Annotated in this window: 20 protein-coding genes; 14 read left to right on the top strand and 6 right to left on the bottom strand. The window is 66.0% G+C overall.

Features of this window, described 5'->3' with window-relative positions; translation table 11 throughout:
• Positions 1-6 precede the first annotated feature (6 nt).
• The 6 genes from cobO to JQT59_RS19895 all read left to right on the top strand — a co-directional run bounded on the left by cobO (position 7) and on the right by JQT59_RS19895 (position 6,803).
• Positions 7-621 (top strand): cob(I)yrinic acid a,c-diamide adenosyltransferase, encoded by a 615-nt coding sequence (gene cobO / locus JQT59_RS19870; protein WP_109330876.1) that lies wholly within the window; start codon positions 7-9, stop codon positions 619-621.
• Positions 615-2,015 carry a cobyrinic acid a,c-diamide synthase CobB gene (locus JQT59_RS19875; protein ID WP_213571684.1) on the top strand — a complete coding sequence of 467 codons (1,401 nt, stop codon included), beginning with the start codon at positions 615-617 and terminating at the stop codon, positions 2,013-2,015. Before cobO ends, JQT59_RS19875 begins: the two co-directional genes overlap by 7 nt.
• A 7-nt stretch (positions 2,016-2,022) precedes the next feature.
• Positions 2,023-2,388 (top strand): cobalamin biosynthesis protein, encoded by a 366-nt coding sequence (locus JQT59_RS19880; protein WP_249353685.1) that lies wholly within the window; start codon positions 2,023-2,025, stop codon positions 2,386-2,388.
• A gap of 47 nt (positions 2,389-2,435) precedes the next feature.
• On the top strand, positions 2,436-3,662 hold the full coding sequence (cobA, locus tag JQT59_RS19885; RefSeq protein WP_213571686.1) for a uroporphyrinogen-III C-methyltransferase: 1,227 nt from the start codon (positions 2,436-2,438) through the stop codon (positions 3,660-3,662).
• A 131-nt stretch (positions 3,663-3,793) separates the two neighbouring features.
• Complete coding sequence (locus JQT59_RS19890; protein ID WP_249354643.1) at positions 3,794-5,191, top strand: MFS transporter; 1,398 nt, start codon at positions 3,794-3,796, stop codon at positions 5,189-5,191.
• A 79-nt stretch (positions 5,192-5,270) separates the two neighbouring features.
• On the top strand, positions 5,271-6,803 hold the full coding sequence (locus JQT59_RS19895; RefSeq protein ID WP_213571688.1) for a flavin-containing monooxygenase: 1,533 nt from the start codon (positions 5,271-5,273) through the stop codon (positions 6,801-6,803).
• Between the two features lie 37 nt (positions 6,804-6,840).
• Here JQT59_RS19895 and JQT59_RS19900 read toward each other — a convergent pair whose 3' ends face one another.
• The gene (locus tag JQT59_RS19900) at positions 6,841-7,515 is read right to left on the bottom strand and encodes a response regulator (protein WP_213571689.1); all 675 of its coding nucleotides are present in this window, start codon (positions 7,513-7,515) and stop codon (positions 6,841-6,843) included.
• 30 nt (positions 7,516-7,545) lie between these two features.
• Entirely contained in the window at positions 7,546-9,162 is a 1,617-nt protein-coding gene (locus JQT59_RS19905) for a sensor histidine kinase (RefSeq protein WP_213571690.1), read from the bottom strand.
• Between the two features lie 66 nt (positions 9,163-9,228).
• Between JQT59_RS19905 and JQT59_RS19910 the strand changes: the two genes are divergently transcribed.
• Genes JQT59_RS19910 through JQT59_RS19925 form a run of 4 tightly spaced genes read left to right on the top strand, consistent with a single transcriptional unit; the run spans position 9,229 to position 12,698 of the window.
• Entirely contained in the window at positions 9,229-10,218 is a 990-nt protein-coding gene (locus tag JQT59_RS19910; protein ID WP_159927618.1) for a Bug family tripartite tricarboxylate transporter substrate binding protein, read from the top strand.
• Complete coding sequence (locus JQT59_RS19915; protein ID WP_213571691.1) at positions 10,215-10,754, top strand: tripartite tricarboxylate transporter TctB family protein; 540 nt, start codon at positions 10,215-10,217, stop codon at positions 10,752-10,754. Before JQT59_RS19910 ends, JQT59_RS19915 begins: the two co-directional genes overlap by 4 nt.
• Before the next feature lies 1 nt (position 10,755).
• Complete coding sequence (locus JQT59_RS19920) at positions 10,756-12,315, top strand: tripartite tricarboxylate transporter permease (RefSeq protein WP_208961355.1); 1,560 nt, start codon at positions 10,756-10,758, stop codon at positions 12,313-12,315.
• A complete protein-coding gene (locus JQT59_RS19925) occupies positions 12,312-12,698 on the top strand; it encodes a universal stress protein (RefSeq protein WP_109330857.1) in 387 nt (128 codons plus the stop codon). Before JQT59_RS19920 ends, JQT59_RS19925 begins: the two co-directional genes overlap by 4 nt.
• Positions 12,699-12,749: 51 nt before the next feature.
• Here the strand turns inward: JQT59_RS19925 and yaaA are convergent, their stop codons facing one another.
• Positions 12,750-13,493: a peroxide stress protein YaaA gene (yaaA, locus tag JQT59_RS19930; RefSeq protein ID WP_213571692.1), complete on the bottom strand. Its 744-nt coding sequence runs from the start codon at positions 13,491-13,493 to the stop codon at positions 12,750-12,752.
• 89 nt (positions 13,494-13,582) lie between these two features.
• On the opposite strand from yaaA, the gene JQT59_RS19935 reads away from it, so the two are divergent.
• From JQT59_RS19935 to JQT59_RS19950, 4 genes are all read left to right on the top strand, one after another.
• Positions 13,583-15,328: a proline--tRNA ligase gene (locus JQT59_RS19935; protein ID WP_213571693.1), complete on the top strand. Its 1,746-nt coding sequence runs from the start codon at positions 13,583-13,585 to the stop codon at positions 15,326-15,328.
• Positions 15,329-15,396: 68 nt separating this feature from the next.
• Complete coding sequence (locus tag JQT59_RS19940; RefSeq protein ID WP_213571694.1) at positions 15,397-17,124, top strand: acyl-CoA dehydrogenase family protein; 1,728 nt, start codon at positions 15,397-15,399, stop codon at positions 17,122-17,124.
• A gap of 334 nt (positions 17,125-17,458) precedes the next feature.
• The gene (locus JQT59_RS19945) at positions 17,459-17,920 is read left to right on the top strand and encodes an Hsp20/alpha crystallin family protein (RefSeq protein WP_213571695.1); all 462 of its coding nucleotides are present in this window, start codon (positions 17,459-17,461) and stop codon (positions 17,918-17,920) included.
• A 213-nt stretch (positions 17,921-18,133) separates the two neighbouring features.
• Positions 18,134-19,096, top strand: coding sequence for an alpha/beta fold hydrolase (locus tag JQT59_RS19950; protein WP_213571696.1), 963 nt, complete (start codon positions 18,134-18,136; stop codon positions 19,094-19,096).
• Here the strand turns inward: JQT59_RS19950 and JQT59_RS19955 are convergent, their stop codons facing one another.
• The 3 genes from JQT59_RS19955 to JQT59_RS19965 all read right to left on the bottom strand — a co-directional run bounded on the left by JQT59_RS19955 (position 19,097) and on the right by JQT59_RS19965 (position 21,133).
• A complete protein-coding gene (locus JQT59_RS19955; protein ID WP_213571697.1) occupies positions 19,097-19,717 on the bottom strand; it encodes an FHA domain-containing protein in 621 nt (206 codons plus the stop codon).
• Positions 19,718-19,823: 106 nt separating this feature from the next.
• Positions 19,824-20,651 carry an SDR family NAD(P)-dependent oxidoreductase gene (locus tag JQT59_RS19960; RefSeq protein ID WP_213571698.1) on the bottom strand — a complete coding sequence of 276 codons (828 nt, stop codon included), beginning with the start codon at positions 20,649-20,651 and terminating at the stop codon, positions 19,824-19,826.
• Positions 20,648-21,133: a nuclear transport factor 2 family protein gene (locus tag JQT59_RS19965; RefSeq protein WP_213571699.1), complete on the bottom strand. Its 486-nt coding sequence runs from the start codon at positions 21,131-21,133 to the stop codon at positions 20,648-20,650. The genes JQT59_RS19960 and JQT59_RS19965 overlap by 4 nt, the downstream gene beginning before the upstream one ends.
• Positions 21,134-21,157: the final 24 nt, after the last annotated feature.

Below are 21,157 nucleotides of genomic sequence, written 5' to 3' on the forward strand. Positions count from 1 at the left end.
TAGGACATGCCCAAGGGTGTTCCCGAGAACGTCCCGAACGACGGCCTCACCACACGGCAGCGAAGGAACGCACCGATACTCGCGGTCCACACCGGCCCGGGTAAGGGAAAATCCACCGCGGCTTTCGGGATGGCGTTGCGTGCGTGGAACCAGGGCTTCGATGTCGGGGTGTTCCAGTTCGTGAAGAGCGCCAAGTGGAAGGTCGGGGAGGAGGCGGCGTTCCGTGCCTTGGGGCAACTTCACGAGGACACCGGGGTCGGCGGCGCCGTCCAATGGCACAAGATGGGTGAGGGCTGGTCGTGGGCGCGGAAGCACGGCTCCGAGGAAGACCATGCCGCGGCCGCTGCCGAGGGATGGCGTGAAATCGCCCGGCGGCTCGCTGCCGAGGAACACCGTTTCTATGTGCTCGACGAGTTCACCTATCCCCTCAAGTGGGGGTGGGTGGACGTCGACGAGGTCGTCGCAGTACTGCGTGACCGGCCGGGTGCACAGCACGTCGTCATCACCGGCAGGGATGCCCCACAGGCGTTGATCGACGCGGCCGACCTCGTGACGGAAATGACGAAGATCGCCCATCCGATGGACGCGGGCCGCAAGGGCCAGCGAGGCATCGAGTGGTGACTGCGCACTCCGCGGTTCCCGCCGTAGTCATTGCGGCCCCTGCCTCGGGGAGCGGAAAGACGACAGTCGCCACGGGCTTGATGGGTGCGCTGGGTCAGTCGGGAAATGCGGTGGCGCCGTTCAAGGTCGGCCCCGACTACATCGATCCCGGCTACCATGCCTTGGCCGCGGGTCGGCCCGGACGCAATCTCGACCCGGTGATGGTGGGAGCCAACCGAATCGGCCCGCTCTACCGTCACGGGAGCACCGAGTGCGACATCGCCGTGGTCGAGGGTGTCATGGGATTGTTCGACGGCAAGATCGACGCCGCGTCTGCGGAGCCGTCGGCCGAGGGATCGACAGCACAGGTCGCGGCACTGCTCGGCGCTCCCGTCGTGCTGGTGGTCGATGCCCGCGGGCACAGCCAGTCTCTGGCCGCTGTGCTTCACGGATTTTCGACGTACGACGCGTCGGTGCGCATCGGCGGTGTGATCCTCAACCGGGTCGGAAGCGCCCGGCACGAGGAGGTGCTGAGACAGGCCAGCGAGCGCGTCGGACTCCCCGTGCTGGGCGCGGTTCCCCGGATGGCGGAACTGGAAGTGCCGAGCCGGCATCTCGGCCTCATTCCCGCTGCCGAACACGGCGCCGCTGCCATGCAGGCCATGGAGGCGATGACACGGCTGGCCGCCCGGCATCTCGATCTGGCTGCGATCCGGGCGCTCGCACGCTCTGCGATCGACGGACCGGCGTGGGATCCCACCGTCGAGGTGGGTGAGGTGCCCGCCGGTGCTCGCCCGACGGTGGCAATCGCCGGCGGCCGGGCCTTCACTTTCGGGTACGCCGAACATCGAGAACTGCTCGCGGCGGCCGGGGCGCGCGTCGTGACCTTCGACCCGCTGCACGACGAACTGCCCACGGACACGGCCGGAGTCGTCCTTCCGGGCGGCTTCCCGGAAGAGCATGCCGCCGCGCTCGCCGGGAACGGGCGCCTCCTCGCACAGATACGCGCATTGGCCGACGGCGGCGCACCGATACACGCCGAATGCGCCGGACTGCTGTATCTCGCGCGCAGCCTCGACGGTTCGGCGATGGCATCGGTCATCGATGTCGACGCCTCGTTCGGCTCACGCCTGACTCTGGGCTACCGCGATGCCGTGGCATTGACCGATTCGCCGCTCTTCGCTGCGGGCGAGCGGGTGGTGGGGCACGAATTCCATCGAACGTCGCTCACCCGGGCAGAGGCGTCCGGCTATACGCCGGCGTGGGGATGGCGGCCGTGGGACGGTGCACCTGCGCGCGAAGGTTTCGCTGGAGGGGGCATTCACGCGTCGTACCTTCACACGCATCCGGCGGGACACCCCACCGCTGTCGCGCGGTTCGTGAGCGCCGCCCGCGACTTCGCCGACCATGGTTGAGGTCTGCGTGGGCGTCGGGTTCCGCACGAGTGCGTCGAGCGCCGACATCGTCTCGGCGGTGCGCGCGGCGTTGGAGTCCGCGAACGTCGAGGCGCCCGTGACATTGATCTGCCTGGGCACTCTCGACCGCAAGGCGAACGAGCCTGCCGTCGTGGGTGCGGCCGCGGTACTCGGGGTTCCGGTCCTCGGATTCGACACCGGAGATCTCGCTGCCGTCGTCGTCCCACACCCGTCCGGCGTGGTGCATGCACGCACCGGTTCGCCGAGTATCGCGGAGGCGGCGGCGGTACTGAGCGCCGGCGGCGGGCCACTGATCATTCCCAAACGGTCCGCGAATGGCGTCGTCGTCGCGGCAGCCCGTAAAGTTTCGTAGGTTCGAGACAAGACTTACCGGAAAATCTGGAGAAACGGGGATAGCGCGTGACTGCCGCCACCGGAGACGAGACCAACTACCTGGTCGGCCTCAATTTGACCGATCGCCGTGTGGTCGTGATCGGTGGCGGAAGCGTCGCACAGCGTCGACTGGGCCTGCTCATCGCATCGGGAGCACGCGTGCATCTGATCAGCCGCGCCGTCACTCCCGCGGTCGAGGGGATGGCGACCTCCGGTCAGATCACCCTGGAACTGCGCGACTACCGGGACGGTGACCTCGACGGCGCCTGGTATGCCATCGCCTGCACGGACGAACCCGACACCAATGCGGCGATCGTCGCCGAGGCCGAACGGAACAGGGTGTTCTGTGTCCGGGCAGACAACGCCCGGTACGGCACAGCCGTCACCCCGGCCAGTGCAGGCTACGACGGCTTGAGCATCGGTGTGCTGGCGGGCGGCGATCACCGCCGCTCCGCGGCCGTGAGAAACGCCCTGGTGGAAGGCTTGCAGTCCGGAGTCGTTCCCGACACCGACGAGGCGCCCGCAGCCGGTGTGGCGCTGGTAGGCGGAGGTCCCGGTGACCCCGACCTCATCACCGTCCGCGGCCGCCGACTGCTGTCGCGCGCCGACGTCGTGGTGGCCGATCGTCTGGCGCCGCCGGAGCTTCTGGCCGAACTCGGTCCCGATGTCGACGTGATCGATGCTGCGAAGATTCCGTACGGCCGCGCGATGGCGCAGGAAGCTATCAACGCGGCCCTGATCGACAACGCCAAGGCGGGCAAGTTCGTGGTTCGTCTCAAAGGCGGCGACCCCTACGTGTTCGGACGGGGGTACGAAGAGCTCGAGGCGTGCGCCGCAGCAGGGGTCCCCGTCACGGTGGTCCCCGGTATCACCAGCGCGATCTCGGTCCCGTCGGCCGCCGGAATTCCGGTGACCCACCGAGGAGTCACCCACGAGTTCGTGGTCGTGAGCGGGCATGTGGCTCCCGACCATCCCGATTCTCTCGTCGACTGGTCGGCGCTGGCGCGGCTGAAGGGCACCATCGTGTTGCTGATGGCGGTCGAACGCATCGACGCGTTCGCGACGGTCCTGATGGCGGGCGGCCGGCCCGTAAACACCCCGGTCACCGTCATCCAGGAGGGCACACTGCGCACTCAGCGCACGCTCCGCGCGGATCTGCAGAGTGTCGCGGCCCGGGTGAAAGAAGAGCAGATTCGGCCGCCCGCCATCGTGGTCATCGGACCGGTGGCAGGGTTTAGCGTGGACGCTGGGTAACGTGAACGCTCGTGTCTGATTCCCGAGTGCCGAAATCTGCTTCAGTGAACTCTGCGGCAGATGCCCCAGCGGTCCCGGCCGCGGCGACCCGTGTGCTGGGTCTCGCCATCATCGTCCTGAGCGGATTGCAGATGATGGTGGTCCTCGACGGGACCGTCGCCAACCTGGCCCTGGCCCCCCTGCAGGCAGACCTCGGTCTCACCGACAGCGGCCGCAACTGGGTGCTGACCTCCTATGCATTGGCGTTCGGTGGGCTCATGCTCCTCGGGGGCCGGCTCGGGGACGCCTTCGGCCGGAAGAAAATGTTCATCGGCGGCGTCGCACTCTTCACCGTCGCCTCCTTGTTGTGCGGCCTCGCGGTCAACGAATTCATGCTGATCGGTGCCCGCTTCCTGCAGGGTGTGGGTGCTGCGGTGGCCTCGCCCACCGCGCTGGCCCTGGTAGCGACGACGTTCGCCGCCGGTCCCGCTCGCAACCAGGCCATTGCGATCTTCGCTGCAATGACCGGGATCGGATCGATCGCGGGGCTGATCATCGGCGGTGCACTCACCGAAGTGTCGTGGCGGTTGATCTTCCTCATCAACGTGCCCATCGGTGTGGTCATCGTGCTGTTCGCCTTCACGGCGTTGAAAGAGACGGCCGGTGAGCGCCTGGCGCTCGACGTACCGGGCGCCGTTCTGGCGACGGTCGCGGCAACCGGTGTGGTGTTCGCTCTCACCGAGGGACCGGAACTCGGGTGGACCAGTCCCTTCGTGATCGGTGCGCTCATCGCGGGTCTGCTGCTGTTCGTCGCGTTCCTGTATGTCGAGCGCACCGCCGACAACCCGTTGCTTCCCTTCTCGCTGTTCACCGACAAGAACAGGGTGGCCACCTTCGTCGCCATCTTCTTCGCAGGCGCCGTGATGTTCACAGTCGCCGCCTTCGTGGCGCTGTTCGTCCAGGACATTCTCGGTTACAGCCCACTCGAAGCGGGCCTGGCCTTCATCCCGTTCGCGTTCGGTCTGGGAGCCGCGGCCTTCGTGGCGTCGAAACTCGCCGTCCGCATCCAGCCGCGCTGGCTGGTGATCGCCGGGGCGGCCATCATGGTGGTGGGCCTGCTCTACGGTTCCACCCTGGACGCGTCGGCGACGTATCCGGCCAACCTGTTCGTGCCGGTCGTGGGAATCGGTTTCGGTGTCGGACTTGCCGTCGTTCCGCTTCCTCTGTGCGCCATCGCGGGAGTGCCGGAAACCGAGATCGGACCGGTGGCCGCCATTGCTCAGGTCGCGCAGACGCTCGGCGGCCCGCTCGCCCTCGCTCTCATCGGGGCGATGGCGACATCCCGGACGCTGTCCCTCGGTGGGGTGTCGGGCAAGATCGCCGACATGACGCCGGTGCAGATCACTGCGCTCGGTGAGGGCTACACCTTCGCCCTGGTAGGCAGCGCCGTCTGTGCGCTGATCGCCGGTCTGGCGGCACTGTTCATCCGGTTCACCCCGCAACAGGTTGCGCAGGCACAAGCGGCCGAAAAGGCAGCGCAGCAGTCCTGACTCGCCCTCCCCGGGCGTGCGGGCGAAAAGATCCGCAATCGCTGTGCCTGGCGTTCTGTAACTGTCTAGGGTCATTTATATGGATGACCGGGTAACAGACACTGCAGCGGTCGGCGTCGTTCCGGAGGACAGCGTGCGGCACGTCCGCACGGTGATCATCGGCAGTGGTTTCGCGGGACTCGGTGCGGCTATACGACTGAGCAAGGACGGGCGGGATGACTTCCTCGTCCTCGAGCGGGACGGTGATGTCGGGGGCACCTGGCGCGACAACACCTATCCCGGCGCGGCCTGTGACGTGCCCTCGCACCTGTACTCCTACTCGTTCGCACTCAACCCCGAATGGTCACGTTCGTTTTCGGCACAACCGGAGATCCAGCACTACATTCGCAGGGTTGCGCGTCAGTACAACGTCCTCGGAAAGCACGTCTTCGACTGCGACGTGACCGAGGCCCGCTGGAATTGCGGCGTCTCGCGGTGGGAGCTCACCACCAGCCGCGGCCACTTCTCCGCGGACACCGTGATCTGCGCGTTCGGGGCGCTGGCCGAGCCCTCTCTGCCGAGCATTCCCGGGATCGAAGTATTCGACGGCGAGATCTTCCACTCGGCGCAATGGAATCACGATGCCGACCTCACCGGCACACGCGTGGCAGTGATCGGCACGGGAGCATCGGCAATTCAAATCGTTCCTGCCATCGTCGACCAAGTGCAACACCTGGACGTGTATCAGCGCACCGCCCCCTGGTTGCTGCCGCGATTCGACCGGGCCTATACCCGGATCGAGCGGTGGGCCTTCCACCACGTGCCCGGCGTCCAGCGACTGCTCCGCGCCGCAATCTACGGAGGCCGGGAAGTGCAGGTGGTCGGCCTCGCCAAGGCGCCCGTCTTCATGAAACCGCTGGAATGGCTGGCGCGCATGAAGATCCGGACGGAGATCAAGGACCCGGCCCTGCGTGAGAAAGTCACTCCGAACTTCCGGATCGGCTGCAAGAGAATGCTGATTTCCAACGACTACTACGCGGCCCTCGACCGGGACGACGTCGAACTCGTCACCGACCCGATCGCGGAGATACGAGAGCATGCGGTGGTGACGAGGGACGGCACCGTGCGTCCGGTGGATGCCATCGTCATCGCGACCGGATTCCAGGTGACGGATTCACCGATGTTCGAGGTCATCTTCGGGCGGGACGGACGCAGTCTGGCGCAGGTTTTCGGTGAGGCCGGTATGCAGGCCTACAAGGGCGCGACTGTCGCCAACTTCCCCAACATGTTCTTTCTCGTCGGACCCAACACGGGGCTCGGCCACACGTCGATGGTGTACATGATCGAATCACAGATCAACTACGTCGCCGATGCCATTGCGGCGTTGGAGCAGAACGGACTTCGCACGGTCGAGGTACGCAAGGAGGTTCAGGACGATTACAACCGGGACCTTCAGGAGAAGCTGTCGAACAGCGTCTGGATGACGGGCGGATGCGCCAGCTGGTACCTCGATCGGCACGGCAACAACACCACACTGTGGCCCGACTTCACCTTCAAATTCCGCCGCCAGACACAGCGTTTCGACATCGCAGCCTACGAGGTGTCCGCCGACGCGGGTACGCCGGTGGGGTAGCGGCAGGCCCCCGCAGACTGTCCTGATGCCGCCTGCCTCAGTGGCGAACGGGCCGGTACCGGCGAACAGGTCTGCCCGCGCCCCCGTACTCGAGGCGTACTTCGAGCAAACCCTCGGCCAGGTAATGCTCGAGGTACCTGCGCACGCTCACCCGGGACAGTCCCGCGAGCTCGGCGCATTCCATGGACGACAACTCGCCCCGCTCCTGCACGATGTCGAGGACCAACTTGCCGGTTTCGGCGCTGAGCCCCTTGGGGAGGCGGCCCGGGTCGGCGTTCTTGCCTGCGCTGCCGAACAGGGAGTCGATCAACGACTGATCCGCGCCGGATTGTGATTCGAGTGCCCGTGCCCGCCGCCGAAAGTTCTCGAGCTTCTCCTGCAGGTGGGCGTACTCGAACGGTTTCACCAGGTAGTCGGAGGCGCCGCCGTGCAGTGCGCGGCTGACGGTGTCGATCTCTCTTGCAGCGGTGATCATGATCACGCCGACCGGATTTCCCTCCGCCCGGAGGGACTGGAGGACATCGAGTCCGGACATGTCCGGCAAGTACACGTCGAGAAGCACGAGATCCGGCCGACGAGAGCGCACGGCATCGAGGGCGTCGGCCGCGGTCCGCGCGACTGCGACGGTGGTGAACCCCGGCGTCTTGTCGACGAACCGGCGGTGTATCTCCGCGACCATGAAGTCGTCGTCGACGACCAGCACCTCATACATCGTTCCGCCGAACGGTCATGGTCGGAGAGTCTAACTACGGGGAACGTGGACGGTGAACAAAGCGCCTCCGGTGCCGGGCGCGTCCGACACGGATGCGAATCCGCCGTGCTGCGCGCTGACCAGTCGCACCAGGGCCAGCCCGATCCCGCGACCTCCTGGCACCCCTGTCTTGGACGTGACTCCCCGGGAGAAGATTTCCTCGCGCATCGACTCGGGTACCCCGGGGCCCGAGTCGGCGACCTCGATCAAAATGCCGTCGCCGTCCGTGATTCGAATCGATATCGTCGCGTGCGGTCCGCCTTCGGACACGTCGACGGCATTGTCGATGAGATTCCCGACGACGGTGATGACGTCGGTCGCGAGCTCTGGGTCGAGGGCGTGCAGGCGTGAATCGGGCTCGAGTGTCAGAGACACTCCGGTCTCCGCCGCCAACGAGGTCTTCGCGATCAGGAGGGCGGCCACGGCGGGATCGGAAATCCTTTGCGTCACCGCGTCGCTGATCTCTGCTCGGCGTCGAGTGAGGGTTCCGACGAATTCGGTGACGGCGTCGTAGTCACCGAGCTGAGTGAGTCCCGAGATGGTGTGCAACTGGTTGGCGAATTCGTGCGTCTGCGCGCGCAGCGTGTCGGTGACGCTCTTGTGGGACGACAGCTGGCTCTGCATCGACGCCAGCTCGGTGCTGTCGCGCATGGTGGTGACGGTGCCGATCTTGTGGCCCTGGCTGGTAGCGGCCCGCCGGCTGAGCGCCAGCATGCGCGAGGACGTCGAGAGCACCACGTCACGGCCGTCCTCGCCGGTGAGGAGATACCGCCGGACGCCCGGGTCGAGTGGGACGTCGTCGACGTGCCTGCCGACGACGTCACCGCTGAGGTCGAGTAGTTCCTGGGCGCTGTCGTTGAGGAGCGTGATGATGCCCTCGGTGTTCACCGCCACCACGCCCTCACGGATGCTGTGAAGCAGGGCCTCCCGGTGGTCGGCGAGACTGGCGATCTCGGCGATCTCCAGCCCCCGGGTGTGTGTCTTGATTCTGCGTGAGAGAAGCCACGAACCGAGAAGTCCCAGCCCGGCGCCGATCCCGAGGTAGAGGAGCAGCCGCGCACCGGCACTGCTGAGCAGGGCCCAGGTCGACGGGTAGTCGTCGCTGACCGATACTGCTGCCAGGACGTCACCGGTGGCAGTGAGGATAGGAACGTGGCCGACGATGGCGCGCCGGTCGTCGACCACGACATCACCCGACCAGGCGCGGCCGGTCAGCACGTCGCTGCCGCCGAGTTCCGCGGGCAGCCCGATCCGGGTGGGGTCGGAGGACACTGCCGTCACCCCTTCGGGTGTGACGATCTCCGCCAATGTCGCGCCCGACAGATTGACTGCCCGATCCACTTCGGGGGCGAGGACTCGCTCGACCGACGGGTCCGAGAGGCGGTCACGCACCACCGGGGTCGAGGCGACGTTCTCGGCCACGGCGATCATGCGCTGGCCCTGCAATTCGCGAAACTCCACCGTCGATTGGTGAACCGAGACGGCAGCGACCGCGAGAAGGACGACGCCGACGACCACCAGCTGGAGCACCAGGACCTGCCCGGCAAGACTTCGCACTCTGGGGTGACGTGGTGACCACAATGAACTTAAGTTCCATTTCGTTCGCATAGGTGACGTGCGTCACCAATGGGGACAGTATTGCCGAAGATCACATCGATGGCGAAATGGGGAACGATGGCGAGAACAGGTGGCGGAAGCAGCGTACGCGCGGTGCTCCTGCTGGCGCTCGTAGGCCTTCTCGTGGCCGGGTGCGGAGTTACCCGTGGCGAGGACGAGGGCTTGCACAGGGTGCGGATGATGGTTCCGAACAGCCCCGGCGGCGGCTACGACCTCACCGCGCGGACTGCGGTGAAGATCATGGAAGATCAGGACATTACCGGCCGAGTCGAGGTCTTCAACGTCATAGGTGCAGGTGGAACGGTCGCCATGGCTCGACTGATGAACGAGTCGGGCAACGACGATCTCATGATGATGATGGGTCTCGGAGTCGTCGGTGCCGGTTACACCAACGGGTCGTCCGCCCGCGTGTCCGACGCGACCGCATTGGCGAAGGTGGTGGAAGAGCAGGAAGGCATTCTGGTTCCTGCGGATTCGCCGCTGCGCACCATCGACGACTTCGTCGCGGCGTGGCGGGCCGACCCGGCCTCGGTCACGATCGGCGGCGGATCGTCACCGGGCGGGCCGGACCACCTGTTCCCGATGGAGACCGCCCGCGCGGTAGGGGTGGATCCCAATGCAGTGAACTACGTCTCCTACGACGGTGGAGGTGACCTGTTGACGGCGCTGCTCGGACAGAAGATCACCGCGGGCACCTCGGGGCTGGGGGAGTACGTCGACCAGATCGAAGCCGGTCAGGTGCGCGTGCTCGCGGTGTCGGGTAGCGAACGGGTCGAGGGCGTCGATGCGCCGACGCTGTCGGAGGCGGGAATCGATCTCACCTTCACCAACTGGCGTGGAGTCCTTGCGCCCCCTGGCCTTTCGGACAGTGCCCGGGCCGACATGGTGGAGGCGCTGGAGAAGTTGCACGACACACCCGAATGGAAGGAGGCCCTGGTGAAGAACGGTTGGAGTGACGCCTTCATGACGGGACCGGATTTCGAGCAGTTCCTGCGCGACCAGGACGAGCGGGTCTCGTCCACCCTGTCCGAACTGGGGTTGGCATGACCACGCCCGTGCCACCGCCCGCCGGCGCCCCCGACGTGGTCCCGGCGCCACGCAAACGGGACCTGGCGCAGTTCATCGTGTGTGCGGTCATGCTCACGGTGGGCGTGTTTCTCATCGTCGACGCACTGACCCTCAGCGCCGGGTTCGCGAAGGTGGACCCGGTCGGGCCGCGGCTGTTTCCGCTGGCGGTTGGCATCGGGTTGCTCGTCCTCACCGCGATCCTTGCTGTCGCGATCCTGCGCGGCTCCACGGGGGAGGCCGACGGGGGCGAGGACGTCGACCTCGATTCGTCGAGTGACTGGCGAACGGTGGGGCTGCTCGTCGGTCTGTTCGCCGCCACCATCGCGCTGATCGACTTCCTCGGATGGGCGATCACCGGAACGTTCCTCTTCGCCGGGGCGGCAACAATTCTCGGCAGCCGCCACTGGGTACGCAACATCGCCATCGGTGCGGTGCTCGGCTTCGGTAGCTTCTACGCGTTCTACGTCGGGCTCGGAATCCCGCTGCCCGCAGGCATTCTGGACGGAATTCTCTGACATGGACAATCTGAACTGGCTGCTGCAGGGGTTCGAGCAGGCAGCCACCCCGATGAACCTCCTCTACGCATGCCTGGGCGTCCTGCTCGGTACCGCCGTCGGCGTCCTTCCCGGCATAGGCCCCGCCATGACCGTGGCACTCCTGCTCCCCGTCACCTACAACGTCAGTCCGAGCGCCGCCTTCATCATGTTCGCCGGCATCTACTACGGCGGAATGTACGGCGGCTCCACCACATCCATTCTGTTGAACACCCCGGGGGAGTCGTCCTCGGTGATCACGGCCATCGAAGGCAACAAGATGGCGAGAGCAGGAAGAGCGGCGCAGGCTCTGGCGACCGCGGCGATCGGTTCCTTCGTCGCCGGATCGATCGGCACGATGCTGCTCGTACTCTTCGCCCCCGCGGTCTCGAGTTTCGCGGTAACCTTGGGTGCTCCTTCGTATCTCGCGATCATGCTGCTGGCCCTCGTTGCCGTCACGGCGGTGTTGGGAAGCTCGAAGCTTCGTGGATGCATCTCCCTGCTGCTCGGGCTCGCGATCGGGCTGGTCGGGATCGATTTCCTCACCGGGCAACCGCGCGCCACTTTCGGGATCCCGCAGCTGTCCGACGGCATCGATATCGTCGTCGTGGCAGTCGCAGTCTTTGCGCTCGGTGAAGCCCTCTGGGTGGCGGCGCACCTGCGCCGCAGGCCGGCCGAGGTCATTCCGGTCGGCCGGCCGTGGATGGGCAAGAAGGACTGGAAGCGGTCGTGGAAGCCATGGCTGCGAGGGACCGCGTACGGATTCCCGTTCGGGGCACTCCCCGCCGGTGGCGCCGAACTTCCCACCTTCCTGTCCTACATCACCGAGAAGAAGCTCTCGAAGCACAAGGACGAATTCGGCAAGGGCGCCATCGAAGGGGTCGCAGGCCCCGAGGCGGCCAACAACGCCTCCGCGGCGGGCACGCTCGTGCCCATGCTGTCGCTCGGTCTGCCCACCAACGCGACCGCGGCTGTCATGCTCACCGCCTTCGTCTCGTACGGGATCCAGCCCGGACCGACCCTGTTCGAGAAGGAACCGCTCCTCATCTGGACGTTGATCGCGAGCCTGTTCATCGGCAACTTCCTCCTGCTCGTCCTGAACCTGCCTCTCGCGCCGCTGTGGGCCAAGCTGCTCCGCACCCCGCGCCCCTACCTGTATGCGGGCATCTTGTTCTTCGCTGCGCTCGGCGCCTTCGCAGTGAACCTCCAGTGGTTGGACCTGGCGCTGCTCCTCGTCTTCGGCCTGATGGGTCTGATGATGCGCAGATTCGGATTGCCCGTGCTGCCACTGATCATCGGTGTCATCCTCGGTCCGCGCATCGAACGGCAACTGCGGCAGAGTCTGCAACTCGGTGGCGGAGACTGGGGAAGTCTGTTCACCGAGCCGGTGGCAATCATCGTCTACGTGATCATCGCGCTTCTGCTTCTCGCCCCGCTCGTCGCGAAGTTCGTCCGTTCGCGGCTTCCAGTCCCCACACTCGACTTCCCGGAGGGACCGTCCGCCGACGATTCCCCGGACACCAGAGAGAAGGCGCACGCATGATCGTCGTCGGTTACACCCCGGACCGGTACGGAGAGGCAGCCCTCGACCACGGCCTCGCAGAAGCACGGCTGCGCCAGACATCACTGGTGGTGATCAACTCCTCGAAGGGCGACGCTCTTGCGGATCAGTCGTTCGCCGACCACACGCAGCTGCAGAAACTGGAAGAGAAGCTCGCCGACAGCGGTGTCGAACACGAGGTCCGGCAAATCGTCGGCGACGAGGTGGTCGACGTCATCATCGAGGCGACGACAGCACCGACCGCCGAGCTGCTCGTCATCGGTATCCGCGACCGCACCCCCGTCGGGAAGCTGCTGATGGGGAGCACTGCGCAACGCCTGCTGCTGTCCTGCCGCAAGCCCGTTCTGGCCGTCAAACCGGAGTAGCCCCCCGTGAGTACTTGTTAACCGCCCGCGGTTGACAAGTACTCACGGGGGTTAGTCGGTGAGGATGATCAACTCCCGCTTCGAGGCGACTTCGACGCGGAGTCCGGCCTTCGACGCCACGCGGGCGACGCCGCGTACGTCCCGGGGTTCGGCGCGCGAAAGGGTGAGCGCGCGGGCGAGCAGCCCCTTGTGGTGTTTGTTGAAATGGCTCACGACGGTGCGGGTGCCGTCCGGCTTTTCGGTGAGCACGGTGGCGATCACCGCGTCCGGAATCGGGCCGAGCTGCTGATACGTCCCGGATCGCAGATCGACGACGAGGCCATCCGCTTCCGCGGTGATTGCCCGGCTCAATTCCGGCTTCCACAACGACCGGAGGGTCCCCAGACCGGGCAGCTTCGACCCGCCGGACAACCGGTAGGCGGGGATCAGGTCACCCGCGCGCACCGCGCCGAACAGTGCCGATCCCATCGCGAGGCGCGAGAGAGCCTTCGACTTCTGTGCCTTGGTGAACGACTTCGCGTCGAGCGCGTCGAACAGGACGCCGGTATATCGCTCCAACGCCGGCCGGGTCGGCGACACCCACAGCTTGGCGTTCCGCTCGATCTCGTCGGCCTGCGTCGGGCCGAGGCCCAGTGCCTCCTGCGACGCCTCCGCATCGGCGGCGAGAGCCACCAGCGCCGACACCAGCACCTCTCGAGTGTCGGTGAGCTGCGGCATGGACAGCTCGGCCAGGTCGAGGGGGGCGTCGGCGCCACCGTCGGACTTGGTTTCTGAGGGAGGAAGCAACACCAGCACGGTGGAGACCCTACCGATCGGCCCTTTCATCGATGCCGAAGCCGTGCCGACGCAGTGGTGCGGCTACCAGCGGACTATTCTGATGACCCGTGATTACCCGCCTCTCCCACCTGTTCCTCCGCACCTTGCGTGACGACCCCGCCGACGCCGAGGTTCCGAGCCACAAGCTGCTGGTCCGTGCCGGCTACGTACGGCGTATCGCTCCCGGTGTGTACTCGTGGCTGCCGTTGGGTCTGCGCGTGCTGCGTGAGGTCGAGCGGGTGGTGCGGGAAGAGATGAACGCGATCGGGGGCCAGGAGATTTCCCTGCCCGCGCTTCTGCCGCGCGAACCCTACGAGGCCTCCAATCGCTGGACCGAGTACGGCGACGGGCTCTTCCGCCTCAAGGACCGCAAGGGCGGCGACTATCTGCTGGGCCCCACTCACGAGGAGCTGTTCGCGCTCACCGTCAAGGGTGAGTACAACTCCTACAAAGACTTCCCGGTCACCCTCTACCAGGTGCAGACCAAATATCGCGACGAGGAGCGCCCCCGCGCCGGGATTCTCCGTGGTCGCGAATTCATCATGAAGGACTCGTACTCCTTCGACCTCACCGATGACGGTCTCATCGCCTCATATCAGGCCCACCGGGACGCCTACGAGAAGATCTTCGCCCGTCTCGGTGTGAAGTATGTGATCGTGTCGGCCACTTCGGGCGCTATGGGCGGAAGTGCGTCCGAAGAGTTCCTGGCGGAAAGCGAGATCGGCGAGGACACCTACGTCCGCTGCCTCGAGTCGGGCTACGCCGCCAACGTCGAAGCGGTCGAGACCCTGGCGCCCGAGCCCATTCCCTTCGACGGGCTTCCTCCCGCGCAGGTGCACGACACGCCGGACACACCGACCATCGCGACGCTCGTCGACTGGGCCAACGGGGCCGACCTCGGCCGGACCGTGACGGCCGCCGACACGTTGAAGAACATCCTGGTCAAGACCCGGCAGCCCGGTGGCAAGTGGCAGTTGCTCGGAATCGGCATCCCCGGTGACCGGGAGATCGACGACAAGCGCCTCGGTGCGTCCTTGGAGCCGGCGGAGTTCGAGATGCTCACCGAGGCCGATTTCGAGGCGAACCCGTTCCTCGTGAAGGGGTACATCGGACCGAAGGCTCTGCAGGAGAACGGTGTTCGCTACCTCGTGGACCCCCGGGTGGTGGACGGCACGAGCTGGATCACCGGCGCCGACCAGCAGGGTAAGCACGTGGTGGGTCTCGTCGCCGGCCGCGACTTCACCCCGGACGGCACCATCGAGGCGGCGGAGGTTCGAGACGGGGACCCGTCGCCGGACGGCGCTGGTGCCCTGGTGGCTGCCCGTGGCATCGAGATCGGCCACGTTTTCCAGCTCGGTCGCAAGTACACGGATGTGTTCTCCGTCGACGTTCTGGGCGAGAACGGCAAGCCGGTCCGGCCCACGATGGGCTCCTACGGTGTCGGCGTGTCCCGCCTCGTCGCCGTGATCGCGGAACAGCACCACGACGACAAGGGTTTGCGCTGGCCGGCGGAGGTGTCTCCCGCAGACGTGCACGTAGTGATCGCCAACAAGGACGACACCGCGCGTGAGGGCGCGGAGGGGCTCGCGGCACAACTCGACAAGGCCGGACTCGAGGTCATTCTCGACGATCGTAAGGCTTCGCCCGGCGTGAAGTTCAAGGACTCCGAGCTGCTCGGCGTGCCACTGGTCGTGGTGGTCGGGCGCGGCTGGGGTGAGGGAAAGGTGGAGGTCCGCGATCGCTTCACCGGCGAGAGCCGTGAGGTTGCCGCCGAGTCCGCGCTGAGCGAGATCGTGCAGACCGTCAGGGGCTGATCAAATCGCCGCGCGCCTTTCGTCTCGACTGTTAGCTTGGCCTGAGACGTTCGGACGAGAGGCCCGCTGTGACGAACTCCCTGCTGTTCGACCCGACTTCCTACGACCCCGAGCATTTCGACCCCGAGACGCGACGGCAACTGCGGTCGCTGATCGACTGGTTCGAGGCGCGGGGTAAGAAGAGGCTGCTCGAGGACGATCTCGGGGCGGTATGGCCGGCCGAATTCCTGGAGTTCGTGAAGCGGGAGAAGCTGTTCGCGACCTTCCTGACTCCTGCCGAACTCGCGGACGGCAACCCGGACAAGCGCTGGGACGCCGCGCGCAACGCCGCGCTGAGCGAAATTTTCGGGTTCTACGGGCTGGCGTACTGGTACGCGTGGCAGGTGACAGTACTGGGGCTCGGTCCGATCTGGATGAGTGCGAACCGGGCGGGGAAGGAACGCGCCGCCCGACTTCTCGACGAGGGCGGGGTGCTGGGTTTCGGTCTGTCGGAGAAGGCACACGGCGCCGACGTCTACTCGACGGACATGCTTCTCACACCCTCTCCGGACCGGGACCTCGCCTTTACCGCGACCGGCGACAAGTACTACATCGGCAACGGCAACGTCGCCGGCATGGTGTCGGTGTTCGGGCGCCGCACCGACGTCGAGGGCAGCGACGGGTACGTCTTCTTCGTCGCCGACAGCAGGCATCCCGCCTACCACCTCGCGGGCAACGTGGTGCGCGGGCAGATGTACGTCAGCACCTTCCGGCTCGAGGAGTACCCGGTGCGCGAGGAGGACATCCTGCACACCGGCGTAGCGGCGTTCGAGGCGGCGCTGAACACCGTCAACGTCGGGAAGTTCAATCTGTGCACCGGGTCGATCGGAATCTCCGAGCACGCGTTCTACGAGTCGATCACGCATGCCCACAACAGGGTCCTGTACGGCAACCCGGTCACCGACTTTCCGCATGTGCGCGGGAACTTCGTCGACGCCTACAGCCGGTTGATCGCGATGAAGCTGTTCAGTGCCCGCGCAGTCGATTATTTCCGCAGCGCGAGTCTCGACGATCGCCGGTACCTGCTGTTCAACCCGATGACGAAGGCCAAGGTCACCTCCGAAGGGGAGAAGGTGATCGCGCTACTGCACGACGTGATCGCGGCGAAGGGGTACGAGAAGAACACCTACTTCCGGGAGGCGGCTCAGCTGATCGGCACCCTGCCGAAGCTCGAGGGCACCGTGCATGTCAACGTCGGACTCATTCTGAAGTTCATGCCGAACTACCTGCTCAACCCCGCGGAGTACCCGGAGATCGGCACCCGGCTCGACGCCGTCGACGACACTTTCTTCTGGGCTCAGGGCCCGACCCGCGGCGCGGGCAAGATCCGGTTCCACGATTGGACGAAGGAATACGAGGCGCACTCGGACATTCCCAACGTGGCCCGGTTCTACGAGCAGGCAACCGCATTGCGGGAACTGCTCACCACCGCTCCGCCCGATGCGGCGCAGCAGAAGGATCTCGACTTCCTGCTCGACCTCGGTCACCTGTTCTCGCTCGTCGTCTACGGGCAGCTGATCCTCGAGCAGGCGGACATCCTTCACCTGAACCGCGAACTGATCGACCAGATCTTCCACTTCCAGATTCGGGACTTCTCCGGCTACGCCGTTGCGCTGCACGGAAAGTCGTCCGCAACCGAAGGGCAGCAGAAGTGGGCGCTCGGTGCGATCCGGCGTCCGGTGGTAGACGCGGAGCGATTCTCGCGAGTGTGGACGCAGGTGGAGAGTTACGACGGCGCCTACGAGATGAGCCCGTAGGGTTGGTCGCGGCCTTCGACGGTCGGCGGTGGCGACGTCGGTCGTGCGACAGGGGTGCGGGAATGGCCATCCCAGGGTGGCTGGCCTCGGTGGTGTAGGCAGTGCATTCTGGTGTGGCAGAGACACTCGCCGATATCCACGTGGAATGCCGCAGATGCGGGTTGCGCTCGGCGGGTGCCGTTTTCGCGGTGGACCGGCACCGGCGGGTGCCGGTTTTCCGAACAGATTCATGCTGGCACTCTCGGGTGACGAGTGCTAAATTTTCAAGTGCACAGTGATGGTGGATGTCCGCCGCGGTGGCGGGCACCGTTGGAGACGTGGGAGGTGTGTTGCTGTGCTTCGCTTCGACCCCTTCAGTGATCTCGAATCCATGACGAAGAGCATGCTCGGCTCTCCGGTCGGTTCCGCCCGGGTCCCGCGATTCATGCCGATGGATCTGTACAAGGTCGACGACCACTATGTTCTGCACGCCGACCTGCCCGGTGTCGATCCGGGATCGGTCGACGTCAGTGTCGACAACGGGACGCTCACGCTGACGGCTCATCGGAGCGCTCAATCCGAGGAGAACGTGCAGTGGATCGCCTCGGAACGGTTCACCGGTACATTCCGGAGGCAGCTGTCACTCGGCGAAGGTATCGACTCCGACAAGATTTCGGCGTCGTACGAGAACGGGGTGCTGAGTGTGACCATCCCGGTCGCCGAACGGGCGAAGCCGCGCCGGATCGAAGTATCCAGCCTCGGTGCCGGTGAGCATCGGACGATCGAAGCCGGTCCCGCGGGTGGTGACTCGAGCTGATCGAGCGGCGTGGACGATTGTCCCGGGAGCCCCCTCTCCGAGGGGGCTTCGCCATGTCGTCATCCCCACCAAGGGTGTAAATACCGACACCTTCGGGGGCGAGCGCCACCTCTGAGGGTGCTGGAGGGTTCGGTTGCCGGACGGCAAGGTGGACATCAGTCGAGGAGCGGTAACACTCCACCCGTCCCGAGCGAAGATACCGAGGAGGCCCTCATGTCGAACACCCCGGTTTCATCCGAGCACGATGGTCGCCGGCTCACGGTCCGGACAGAAGATGGGATTCCTCTTGCAGTGCGAGAGTTCGGGCCACCCGATGCGCCGACTACGGTGGTGTTCGTCCACGGACATTGCCTCCGCACCGAATCCTGGTGGGCGCTGCGCAAGCAGCTGGTCCGCTTCTGGCGCAACGAGGTGCGCATGGTCTTCTACGATCATCGCGGGCACGGTGAGTCCGGAGAAGCCCCTGCCTCGACGTATACCATCGACCAACTCGGTCGCGATCTCGGTTCGGTGCTGAACGCGGTGGCGCCCCGGGGTCCGATCGTTCTCGTCGGACACTCGATGGGCGGAATGACCGCGTTGTCGTACGCGCGGCAGAATCCGCACACGATCGGTTCGCGCATCGTCGGGATGGCCCTGATATCGACGGCCGCATACGATCTCGCCGAGGCGGGCCTCGCCCGCCATCTGCGCAGTCCGGCAGTGTCGTTGCTTCGCAGCGCTGTCCGGCGGGCGCCACGGGTCGTGCACGGATCGAAAAAGCTCGGCCGGACAGTCGGTACTGCACTGGCGAAAGCGGCGGAGGCACGCAATCGGCCCGTCGACCCACGGCTCGCCGCTCTGGTGGCCGCCATGGTCAACACGACCTCCGTGGTGACGATGTCCAGCTTCCTCGAATCGCTGCTCGGCTTCGACGAGCGCGCCTCCCTCGCGGCTCTCGCGCACATCCCGTCGTTGGTCCTCTGCGGCTCGGTGGACATGCTCACACCGTTCCAGCACTCCGCTGCCATGGCGTCGCTGCTGCCCGCATCGCAATTGGTCAGTGTCGACGGGGCGGGACACTCCGTCATTCTCGAACGTGCGGCCGATGTGGCAGCCGCGATCATCGGGCTGGTCGAGCGGATTGCGCACACCGCGCCCGCCGCCTCCGGCCGTGAACTGATGGCGGTCGGCTGATCAGAGATCGCGTTCGTTGATGATGCCGCTGCGCATCGCCTGCTCCGCCAGGCGAACGCGCTTCTGATTCTGGGGCAGATCCCCGACCCCGAATTTTGCGAACAACGTCCTCAAATGCGTCTTGATCGCATCGACGCTGAGGAAGAGCTCCTCGGCAATCTGTTGATTCGACGCCGGATTCGCGAAGGCGGCACCGTGCTTGTAGGGCCGGCACAACGCCGTGAGCACGCCGCGCTGCGTCTCCGTGAGAGACCGGACGTCGGGCATGTCGGTGCCCATCCGGGTTGCCTCGTCGGGTCCGCCGCCGAACTCCTGATAGCGGATGCGGGTGGCACCGATGCGGATGCTGTCGCCCTGCCGTAGTCGCCGCCGTCCGGCAAGGCGTTCGCCGTTGACGAAGGTGCCGTTACGGGACAGTCCGTCGTCGAGAATGGTCCAGTGCGAGCCCACGCATTCGACCACGGCGTGGAGTCGTGACACCTCATCGTCTTCGGTGAGGGGGAGGTCGGAACCCGGCGATCGTCCGATGGTGACGCGCGGCGATTCGAGGGAGAGGTCCACGGTGTGGTGGTGACCTTCCCGATCGGAATAGCTCAGACGAGATTCAGTGTCTCGGTCCACGGCGACAACCCTTCGGCACGTTCCTATCCTGCCCCGCCGCGGGTGTGCTGAGCAAGATCAAGTGCGGCGGGGTGCTTGCGGTGTCGGTCGCATCGACAGCGGCGGCTCAGAAGACGGGTCCGCCGCCGAACGCCGCCCGGTGGGACGGCGGGGTGCGGCCGTTCGTGTCGGTGATTCCGTACTCGCGCGCGAGTTCCGCGGTCACGAAGGTGTGACCGCTGCGGTGGGAGAGGGACGGATCGTCGACGAGCCCGCAGATCACCTGACCGACGAACTGCGGTGACTCGGCGTCCGCGACAGGAAATCCCGCGATGCTGTCGACACCGCTGGCGAGGATCATCTCCGTCCGGACGATCCCCGGCCACAGGGACACCGTCCGCACGTCATGCGGCGCCAGCTCGACGGCCATGTCACTGGCCATCTTGTCCAGCCCCGCCTTCGACATGCCGTAGAGGACGGAATGAAGGTGGCTCCTGGTGCCGAACGACGAGATGTTGGCGATCAGGCCGCGGCGGCGCGGAACCATCAGCCGGGCAGCCTCCACGGACGCAACATAGTGGGCCCGCAATCCGACGCCGATGAGGGAGTCCCAGTCGTCGAGCGGACGCTCCCAGAAGGGAGTGCTGAATCCCCCGAACCCTCGCGGACTCGCCCAGACGTTGTTGACCAGCAGGTCGAGCCGGCCACCCTGCTCGTCGGCGATGCGACGGAACAGGGTCCGCACGTCGTCGTCGTTCCGGTGATCGCACGCAACGGCGACTCCGGTGCCGCCAGAGTCGGAGACCGTCTCGGCAGCGGCAACCAGTGGGCTGCCTTCCGGTGCGGGGCCCCGGCCGGTCAGGTACACCGTCCATCCCGCCGCACCCAGAGCCGTGGCCACACCCTTACCGACGCCGCGGCTCGCCCCGGTGACCAAGGCAACGCGGGCGGTCACTGCACCACCACCGTGTCCGAAGTGAGCGGACGGGTTATCGACCATCTCACGCTGTAGTGGCACCGCGACATTCGCCATTCACCGTTCTCGACCCGATAGTCGTCGTCGTACTCGCCGGAGGACACCGTCTCCGTACCGTGGAGCAGATCGACCTGACGGAAGGCCAGCGTCCACGCGCCGGACGCCTCGGTCTCGCCGTGCAACTCGATGTGGGGATGAAAGCCGTGATGCATGTCGAGGATGACCGGCCGACCGTCCACTTCCCGTAGTGCAATGTCCGTGAACACCTGGGTGATGCGGTCAGCGTCGTCGAACCGGCCGAGGACGCCGAAGTCGATCGACGCGCCCGACGAGACGAAGCAGGCCCGGAACGCGTCCGGGTCCTTTCCGTCACAGGCCCGCCAGTACCGGTACTTCAGTGCCTTGATGGCCTCGACCCTCTCGAGATCGTCCAGACGCCGTTCCATCGAGCGATCGTCCACGCCGTCGTCCTCTCGTTCCACCAG

Origin of the sequence: Rhodococcus sp. USK13, assembly GCF_018343855.1 — a bacterium.
GTDB lineage: Bacteria > Actinomycetota > Actinomycetes > Mycobacteriales > Mycobacteriaceae > Rhodococcus_F > Rhodococcus_F oxybenzonivorans.

What these genes read in the sequence shown, in the direction of transcription:
- JQT59_RS19890 (WP_249354643.1), top strand. Translation starts at nt 3,794, where the DNA reads ATGATGGTGGTCCTCGACGGGACCGTCGCCAACCTGGCCCTGGCCCCC.
- JQT59_RS19900 (WP_213571689.1), bottom strand. Translation starts at nt 7,515, where the DNA reads ATGTATGAGGTGCTGGTCGTCGACGACGACTTCATGGTCGCGGAGATA.
- JQT59_RS19915 (WP_213571691.1), top strand. Translation starts at nt 10,215, where the DNA reads ATGACCACGCCCGTGCCACCGCCCGCCGGCGCCCCCGACGTGGTCCCG.
- cobO (WP_109330876.1), top strand. Translation starts at nt 7, where the DNA reads ATGCCCAAGGGTGTTCCCGAGAACGTCCCGAACGACGGCCTCACCACA.
- JQT59_RS19950 (WP_213571696.1), top strand. Translation starts at nt 18,134, where the DNA reads ATGTCGAACACCCCGGTTTCATCCGAGCACGATGGTCGCCGGCTCACG.
- JQT59_RS19910 (WP_159927618.1), top strand. Translation starts at nt 9,229, where the DNA reads ATGGCGAGAACAGGTGGCGGAAGCAGCGTACGCGCGGTGCTCCTGCTG.
- JQT59_RS19925 (WP_109330857.1), top strand. Translation starts at nt 12,312, where the DNA reads ATGATCGTCGTCGGTTACACCCCGGACCGGTACGGAGAGGCAGCCCTC.
- JQT59_RS19905 (WP_213571690.1), bottom strand. Translation starts at nt 9,162, where the DNA reads ATGCGAACGAAATGGAACTTAAGTTCATTGTGGTCACCACGTCACCCC.
- JQT59_RS19895 (WP_213571688.1), top strand. Translation starts at nt 5,271, where the DNA reads ATGGATGACCGGGTAACAGACACTGCAGCGGTCGGCGTCGTTCCGGAG.
- JQT59_RS19920 (WP_208961355.1), top strand. Translation starts at nt 10,756, where the DNA reads ATGGACAATCTGAACTGGCTGCTGCAGGGGTTCGAGCAGGCAGCCACC.